Below are 7,281 nucleotides of genomic sequence, written 5' to 3'. Positions count from 1 at the left end.
ACTGGGGCGGCGGGCTCGCCTGGGTGGCGGGGCCCGCGACGGCGGGGGGCCATGCGGCGCTGGTTGCCGCGGCGGCGCTTTCGGGCGGAACCTGCACGCTGTTCCGTGCGCCGGAGGCCTTGCGCCTGGCCGTCGCGGTGCTGCCGGAGGAGCCGGCGCCGCTCGCCGCCATCGCGCGGCGCGTCAAGGCGGCGCTGGACCCGGCGGGGATCCTCAATCCGGGCCGGATGCGCGCGGGGTTCTGATACGGGCGACAGCGTCGCCGACTCGTGGCCGAAGGTCGCTGCCGCCCGTATCCCCTTTCGCTTGCACGCGGCCGCTCCACCAGCCCCGCGTGCGGATACGGCCGGCAATGATCCCGGGCGCATGAGGCCCGGCTCGAGCGGTGGCGACTCGATAACCGCCGCGTGCGAAACTGCACGCGTCATGCAATCGATCACGCGCTTCGTCCCGCCCCTGTCCGTGTGCGCCCTCGCCGCCGCCCTCCTGCCGCTCCTGGCGGATCCTGCCCGCGCCCAGGGCGCCGCCGACCACATCGACGTCACCGCCGTGACGGTCGAGGGCGCGAGCGCCGAACAATGCGCCGAACGCACCATGCGCCTCGCCTGGCAGTCGCGCGCGTTGTCGCTCGCCACCTCGCCGCCCTACGACCTCTCGGAGGGGCTGCGCACCTTCTATGACCACGTGCTGCGGCTCGACCCGAATGGCGAACTGTCATCCACCGCGCAGCTCAGCACCGTCTACGCCACCGGCTACACGGTGGCAGGCGAAAGGATGCTGCGAGCGGTGACGCCCTTCATCCGCGTCGAGGTCGCCCGCCCCTCCGGCACGCCCGCCGGGGCGCCGTCGCGCCTCGCGATCTCCTGGCTGTGGCTGCAGCGCCTGGCGCAGGCCACCGACGCCGCCGGCCGCGCGGTCGAGCGCCCCTCCCTCCATCGCTTCGATGTCGTGGGGGAGGTCGAGACCACCTACGGCACCTGGGGGCATGCGGTCGCGCCCTGCCGGGTGGGCTCGGATGGGCTGTGGTTCGGCGCCGTCGTGGTCTGGAGCTATCTGGCGCCGTAAGGCTCAGCCCGCCTCGCGCACCGCGAAGCGGGCCTTGCCTTCCGCCTCCAGCTCCGCGCGCCTGGCGTCGATCTGCCGCTGCACGGCATCCCGGTCGCTGCGGCTGTAGCGGTATCGCCGGCAGGAAGCGTTCCACTCCGTCACGGCTGCGTTGAAGGCCTGGATTTGCCCCTGCTTGGCGCTGCGCATGTCGGCGCGCGCGGCCTCGATGCGGATGTCGTTGAACATGCACCAGCGCAACTCGGCGCGGCTCAGCGATCGTTCGCCGCCACCCTCGGCGGGCCTGGTTTCGGTGAGGTCGTCCGAGCATGCGGTGAGGGCCAGACCCAGCAGCAGGATGGCGGCGCGGCGGTATCGCATCGGCGGCGTCTCCTTCCGCCGGGCCGGCCTGCCCGGCGGGACGGCCACAGGATAGCACCGGCGCAACGATCGGGTGCGGTGACCTTGCGCTCATTCCGCACGCCCTTACGGTGCGCGGCGATCCAGAGGAGGCGCCCATGGCCCAGCGCAAGCACCGCATCGCCGTCATTCCCGGCGACGGCATCGGCAAGGAAACCACGCCCGAGGGGCTGCGCGTGCTCGATGCCGCCGCGCGCCGCTTCGGCTTCGAACTGGAACTCACGCATTACGACTGGTCCTGCGAGACCTACGCCGAGACCGGCAAGATGATGCCGGATGACGGCATGGACCGGCTGCGCGACAGCGACTCGATCTTCCTCGGTGCGGTGGGCTGGCCGGGGGTGGCGGACCATGTGTCGCTGTGGGGCCTGCTGATCCCGATCCGCCGCGGCTTCGACCAGTACGTGAACCTGCGGCCCTGCAAGCTGCTGCCGGGCTCGAAGTCCCCGCTTGCCGGCCGCGGGCCGGAGGACATCGACTTCTACGTGGTGCGCGAGAACACCGAGGGCGAGTACAGCTCCGTCGGCGGCCGCATGTTCCCGGGAACGGACCGGGAATTCGTCTCCCAGCAGTCGATCATGACGCGGATCGGCTGCGACCGGGTGATGAAGTACGCCTTCGAGTTGGCGATGACCCGTAAGCGGAAGAAGGTGACGAGCGCCACCAAGTCCAACGGCATCACCTTCACGATGCCCTACTGGGACGAGCGCTTCGCCGAGATGGCGAAGAACTACCCGGAGGTGACGACGGACCAGTTCCACATCGACATCCTCTGCGCCCATTTCGTGCAGCATCCGGACTGGTTCGACGTGGTGGTGGGCTCCAACCTCTTCGGGGACATCCTGTCCGACCTCGGCCCGGCGGTGGCGGGTTCGATCGGCATCGCGGCATCCGCGAACATCAACCCGGAGAAGACGGCGCCGTCGATGTTCGAGCCGGTGCACGGTTCCGCCCCCGACATCGCCGGCAGGTGGATCGCCAACCCCATCGGGCAGATCTGGTCCGGGGCGATGATGCTCGAGCACCTGGGCGAGAAGGCGGCAGCGGACTGCATCGTGCGGACCATCGAGAAGCTGCTGGCGGAAGGCGGCCCCCGCACGCGTGACATGGGTGGCCAGGCCGGCACGGTGGATGTGGGCAAGGCGATCGCCGAGGCCGTCGCGCGCGGCTGACGGCGCTGTCACTTGAACAAGGCGGCCCGTGCCGTTACCCTGACCATCTATTGCGAGTGATTCGCAACTGACGCCTCGGAGGGTATCGGGCATGGGCCGCGATTTCAGCCATATCGCGCGGCGCTGCGAACGCGCGGTGGTGACGGCCTATCGGGAATTGCGGGAGCAGGGCTCGGGCGACTTCGGTGCCTTCGGGGCCTGTACCGCGCTGTACCGCATCCATCACCCGGAAGCCTCGGTGAAGGAGGCCCGGCGGCTCGTCGCGGAATGGATCGATCACCACATCGTCCGGGCGGATGAAGGCCCGGCGCCGGGCTGCGACTGCGGCTGACGGCGCCTGCCGTTCGGCGCGCCGCAACCACCCCCCCCGGAGAGGGGCTTTGCCCCCCTCCGGACCTCCCCCCACCAAAGGCCGAAAGGCCCTTGGAACCCATGAGATTCAATCGGGGGAGGGAACTCATGGCCGCGCCCCGGCTTGCGGGCGCGCTTCCCCTCCGAGAACTCCCCGATCAGGTCCTGGTGTCCAGAGGCCTTTCGGCCTCTGGCGGGTGGGGTCCCGGGGAGGGCAGAGCCCTCCCCGCGCCGCCCCTCACCCCGCCGGCTTCGCCCAGGCGATCGCCGCCCGTGCCAGCGCGTCGATCGTGTCCGCCACCGGGAAGGGCAGCGCCGGCCCGGCGCTGATGCCGAGCGGAATTTCCGTGCAGCCCAGCACCACGGCCTTCGCCCCGCGCGCCACCAGGCGCTGCGCTGCCTCGGCGAGCGGCGCATAGGCCGCCGACACCTTGTTCGCCTTCACCAGTTCGATGGCCGGCATCACGACCCGGTCCATCTCCTCGGCCGGCGGGGCCAGGCATTCGTGGCCGCGGCTCTCCAGCCGTTCCTGGTAGAGCCGCATCGCCAGCGTGCCCTTGGTCGCGAGCAGCCCGATCGGGCCGCCGGTGATGCCAAGGCGCAGCAGTTCGTCGGCGGCGGCCTCGACGATATGCAGGATCGGCAGGCGGGTGGCGGCCTGCATGCCGTCGAACCAGCCATGGGCGGTGTTGCACGGGATGGCGATGGCGCCGCAGCCGGCCGCTTCCAGGCCGCGGATGCCGCGCATCAGCCAGGGCAGCGGGTCCTCCCCGCCGGCGATCCGCGCCGCGGTGCGGTCGGGCACGCGCGGGTCGGACCACAGCACCGAGGGGATATGGTCCTGGTCCCGCTCCGCCGGCGTCAGCAGCGTCAGCCTTTGCATGAAGGTGGCCCCGGCCAGCGGCCCCATGCCGCCGAGCACACCCAGCACCCGCGCATCCTTCATCCGCCGAACACTCCGTCCCAGGTCAGTTTCACGCCCGTCGCCAGCAGCAGCACGTAGAGCACCCGGTAGAACAGCGCATCGGAGACGTGCCTTTGCGCCCGGATGCCGAGATAGACGCCCACGGGCGCGAGCGGGAGCAGCACCGCGCTGGTCGCCAGGTTCCCCACCGAGAGGTTCCCGAGGAAATAATACGGTACCAGCTTCACGTAGTTCATCACGCCGAAGAAGACGACCGTGGTCGCCGCCATCACCTGCCGGTCGAGCCGCCGCGGATAGAGGTAGATCGCGAGCGGCGGCGATCCGGCATGGGCGATGGTGCTGGTGAAGCCCGAGACCGCCGCGCAGATCCCGCCCTTGGCCGGGCTGTGCGGTGCCGGCGGCGGCGGTTCCCGGTGGCGGGCGAGCCAGAGCGTGCGCGCGAGGAAGGCCAGCGTGGTGACGCCGACCATCGCCAGGATGGCGCGGTCCGACATGTAGCCGAAGGCGAGCGCGCCGATCAGGATGCCGACCAGCGCGCCGGGGATCAGCACGCGCATCTCCCGCTGGTCCCACTTCCCCCACCAGGCCTTCACGCCGGAGATGTCCATGGCGCAGAGCAGCGGCAGGGCGATGCCGGCCGCCACCGGGGCGGGCACCGTCAGCGCCATCAGCGGCACCAGCAGGTTGCCCGCGCCCGAGGCGAAGCCGCCCTTGCTGATGCCGGTGATCAGCACGGCCGGTATGGCGAGCGCGTAGAACCAGGGATCGGTGACGAAGGGCAAGGCGGGGTGACGCTGGATGGGTCAGCGTGTATGGCACACGCGGTTTCCCCCGCCCATCCCGGACGTCCCGCCCATGGAACACCTCAACGACCCGATCTGGCTGCTCGGCCTGGCTGCCGCGATGGCGGCGACCGGGCTTGTCTCGGGCACGCTGGCGGGGTTGCTCGGGGTCGGCGGCGGCATCGTCATCGTGCCGCTGCTGTTCAACGTCTTCCCGCTCTTCGGCATTCCGGAGAGCATCCAGATGAAGGTTGCGGTCGCGACCTCCCTGGCGACGATCATCCCGACGTCGATCCAGTCGGCGCGCAAGCACTACCAGAAGGGGGCGATGGACGTGGCGCTGCTGCGCTCCATCTGGCCGTCCATGCTGGCGGGCGTGGCGCTCGGGACCTTCCTGGCCGTCTATGTGCGGGGGGAGGGGCTGACGGCGGTCTTTGCCGTGGTCTCGCTGATGGTCGCGCTGAACATGGGCTTCACCGGCGTGGAGTTCAAAATCACCGACAGCGTGCCCGACGGCCCGCCGCGCCAGGCGCTCGGCATCGGCATTGGCTCCGTCAGCGCCATGATGGGCATCGGCGGCGGGACGCTCGGCGTGCCGATCCTGTCGATGTGCGGGGCGCCGATCCGCTCGGCGGTTGCGACCGCCTCGGCCTTCGGCCTGATCATCTCCATCCCGGCGACGATCGGCTTCGTGTGGGGCGGGTGGAGCGACCCGCTGCGGCCGCCCTATTCGCTCGGCTACGTGAACCTGATCGGCTTCGCGCTGATCGCGCCGAGCTCGATCCTGGCGACGCCCTGGGGCGTGCAGCTCGCGCACACCATCCCGCCGCTGTGGCTGAAGCGGGCCTTCGCGGTGTTCCTGGCGATCACCAGCTTCCGGATGTTCTGGTCGCTGTTCACCTGATGGCGCGGCGCCGGCCGCGTCACGCGGCCGGCCTGTGGTCCCGGAACATCTCCCGCAGCTTCATCTTCAGGATCTTGCCCGTCGCCGTGTGCGGAATCTCGTCCAGCACCACCAGGTCATCCGGCAGCCACCACTTCGCGACCTTGTCCGCCAGGAACTCCCGCATCTGCTCCAGCGACGGGGAGAGCACGCCCGGCTTCATCACCAGGATGAGCAGCGGCCGCTCGTCCCACTTCGCGTCCTTCATCGCCACCACGGCGGCCTCCGCCACGCCGGGATAGCCGACGGCGGCGTTCTCCAGCGCGATGGAGGAGATCCACTCGCCGCCGGACTTGATGACGTCCTTCGAGCGGTCGGTGACCTCCATGTAGCCGTTCTCGTCGATGGTCACGACGTCGCCGGTGTCGAAGAAGCCCTGCGGGTCGAGGATCTCCTCCTCCTCGCGCCGGAAGTAGCGGCGGGAGATGGCCGGGCCCTTCACCTTCAGGCGGCCGAAGGTCTTTCCGTCCCAGGGCAACTCGTTGCCGTCGTCGTCGGTGATCTTCATCTCGACCGTGTAGGGCGGCGTGCCCTGCTTCGCCTGCAGCGCGAGCATCGCGTCGCCGGACAGGCTCGCGACCTCCGGCTTCAGGGAACACAGCGTCCCGACCGGGGAGAGTTCCGTCATCCCCCAGGCATGCAGCACCTGCACGCCGTACTTCTCCTGGTATGCCCTGGTGATCGCCGGTGGGCAGGCGGAGCCGCCGATCGCCACCCGCTTCATCGAATCGATGCGGGAGCCGGTGCTCTCCATGTGTTGCAGCAGCATCATCCAGACCGTCGGCACGGCGGCGGAGAAGGTCACCTTCTCCCGCTCGATCACCTCATGCACCGAGGCGCCGTCGAGCTTCGCGCCCGGCATCACCAGGGTCGCGCCGGCCATAGGCCCGCAGAGCGCCAGCGACCAGCCGTTCGCGTGGAACATCGGCACCACCGGCATGACGCGGTCGGCCGCGCCGAGCCCGAAGGCGTCCGCCTGATTGCAGGCCAGGGCGTGGATGACGTTGGAGCGGTGCGAATACACCACCCCCTTCGGGTCGCCCGTGGTGCCAGAGGTGTAGCAGATGCCCGCCGCCGACTGCTCATCCACCTTCATCCAGGCGAAGTCGCCGTCCACCTCCGCGATCCAGTCCTCGTAGGCGACGGCGTTGCGCAGGGATGTCTCGGGCATGTGCGCTGCATCGGTCAGGATGATGAAGCGCTCCACATGCGGCAGCCGGTCCGCCACGGACTGCACCAGCGGAACGAAGGTCAGGTCGAGCATCAGGATGCGGCTGCCCGCGTGGTTCATGATCCAGGTGATCTGGTCCTGGAACAGCCGCGGGTTGACGGTGTGATAGACGGCCCCGGCGCCGGCGATCCCGTACCAGGCTTCCAGGTGCCGCCAGGTGTTCCAGGCCAGCGTCGCCACGCGGTCGCCCGGCCGGATGCCGTCCTTCACCAGCCGCTGCGCGACCTTCAGCGCGCGCCCGCGCACCGTCGCGTAGTCCGTGCGGTGGAAGGGGCCCTCGACCGAGCGGGTCACAACCTCCCGCTTCGGGTGCTGGATCGCCGCGTGGTCCAGCACCGTGTGCATCAGCAGCGGCCAGTCCTGCATCAAGCCAAGCATGCGCGTCTCCCCTCCGCGGGCCGTCCTGCCCGCTG

Annotated in this window: 9 protein-coding genes; 5 read left to right on the top strand and 4 right to left on the bottom strand. The window is 70.1% G+C overall.

Annotation, left to right across the window (positions count from 1 at the left end):
• The coding region (locus GXW76_RS13400) for an FAD-linked oxidase C-terminal domain-containing protein (protein WP_272876064.1) at positions 1-245 on the top strand (245 nt) is incomplete at its 5' end.
• 181 nt (positions 246-426) lie between these two features.
• Positions 427-1,065, top strand: coding sequence for a hypothetical protein (locus GXW76_RS13395; RefSeq protein WP_211862580.1), 639 nt, complete (start codon positions 427-429; stop codon positions 1,063-1,065).
• 3 nt (positions 1,066-1,068) lie between these two features.
• On the opposite strand, the gene GXW76_RS13390 is transcribed toward GXW76_RS13395, so the two are convergent.
• Positions 1,069-1,425: a hypothetical protein gene (locus GXW76_RS13390; protein WP_211862578.1), complete on the bottom strand. Its 357-nt coding sequence runs from the start codon at positions 1,423-1,425 to the stop codon at positions 1,069-1,071.
• Positions 1,426-1,562: 137 nt separating this feature from the next.
• On the opposite strand from GXW76_RS13390, the gene GXW76_RS13385 reads away from it, so the two are divergent.
• Together GXW76_RS13385 and GXW76_RS13380 are read left to right on the top strand one after the other, a co-directional pair.
• Positions 1,563-2,636: a tartrate dehydrogenase gene (locus GXW76_RS13385; protein ID WP_211862577.1), complete on the top strand. Its 1,074-nt coding sequence runs from the start codon at positions 1,563-1,565 to the stop codon at positions 2,634-2,636.
• A 91-nt stretch (positions 2,637-2,727) separates the two neighbouring features.
• The gene (locus tag GXW76_RS13380; protein ID WP_211862575.1) at positions 2,728-2,967 is read left to right on the top strand and encodes a hypothetical protein; all 240 of its coding nucleotides are present in this window, start codon (positions 2,728-2,730) and stop codon (positions 2,965-2,967) included.
• A gap of 258 nt (positions 2,968-3,225) precedes the next feature.
• Here the strand turns inward: GXW76_RS13380 and cuyB are convergent, their stop codons facing one another.
• Both cuyB and GXW76_RS13370 read right to left on the bottom strand, forming a co-directional pair.
• On the bottom strand, positions 3,226-3,933 hold the full coding sequence (gene cuyB / locus GXW76_RS13375; protein ID WP_211862573.1) for a cysteate racemase: 708 nt from the start codon (positions 3,931-3,933) through the stop codon (positions 3,226-3,228).
• A complete protein-coding gene (locus GXW76_RS13370; protein WP_211862571.1) occupies positions 3,930-4,694 on the bottom strand; it encodes a sulfite exporter TauE/SafE family protein in 765 nt (254 codons plus the stop codon). Before GXW76_RS13370 ends, cuyB begins: the two co-directional genes overlap by 4 nt.
• 73 nt (positions 4,695-4,767) lie before the next feature.
• Between GXW76_RS13370 and GXW76_RS13365 the strand changes: the two genes are divergently transcribed.
• Positions 4,768-5,598 carry a sulfite exporter TauE/SafE family protein gene (locus tag GXW76_RS13365; protein WP_211862569.1) on the top strand — a complete coding sequence of 277 codons (831 nt, stop codon included), beginning with the start codon at positions 4,768-4,770 and terminating at the stop codon, positions 5,596-5,598.
• Positions 5,599-5,617: 19 nt separating this feature from the next.
• On the opposite strand, the gene GXW76_RS13360 is transcribed toward GXW76_RS13365, so the two are convergent.
• Complete coding sequence (locus GXW76_RS13360) at positions 5,618-7,246, bottom strand: long-chain-fatty-acid--CoA ligase (protein ID WP_211862567.1); 1,629 nt, start codon at positions 7,244-7,246, stop codon at positions 5,618-5,620.
• Positions 7,247-7,281: the final 35 nt, after the last annotated feature.

The organism is Neoroseomonas soli, assembly GCF_018129065.1.
Taxonomy (GTDB): domain Bacteria; phylum Pseudomonadota; class Alphaproteobacteria; order Acetobacterales; family Acetobacteraceae; genus Neoroseomonas; species Neoroseomonas soli.
The sequence above is the reverse complement of the archived record's forward strand: the minus strand, read 5'-3'. Positions and strand labels throughout refer to the sequence as shown.

Excerpts from the sequence above, each read along its gene's own strand:
- GXW76_RS13390 (WP_211862578.1), bottom strand. The coding sequence starts at position 1,425 with ATGCGATACCGCCGCGCCGCCATCCTGCTGCTGGGTCTGGCCCTCACC.
- GXW76_RS13365 (WP_211862569.1), top strand. The coding sequence starts at position 4,768 with ATGGAACACCTCAACGACCCGATCTGGCTGCTCGGCCTGGCTGCCGCG.
- GXW76_RS13395 (WP_211862580.1), top strand. The coding sequence starts at position 427 with ATGCAATCGATCACGCGCTTCGTCCCGCCCCTGTCCGTGTGCGCCCTC.
- GXW76_RS13385 (WP_211862577.1), top strand. The coding sequence starts at position 1,563 with ATGGCCCAGCGCAAGCACCGCATCGCCGTCATTCCCGGCGACGGCATC.
- GXW76_RS13360 (WP_211862567.1), bottom strand. The coding sequence starts at position 7,246 with ATGCTTGGCTTGATGCAGGACTGGCCGCTGCTGATGCACACGGTGCTG.
- cuyB (WP_211862573.1), bottom strand. The coding sequence starts at position 3,933 with ATGAAGGATGCGCGGGTGCTGGGTGTGCTCGGCGGCATGGGGCCGCTG.
- GXW76_RS13380 (WP_211862575.1), top strand. The coding sequence starts at position 2,728 with ATGGGCCGCGATTTCAGCCATATCGCGCGGCGCTGCGAACGCGCGGTG.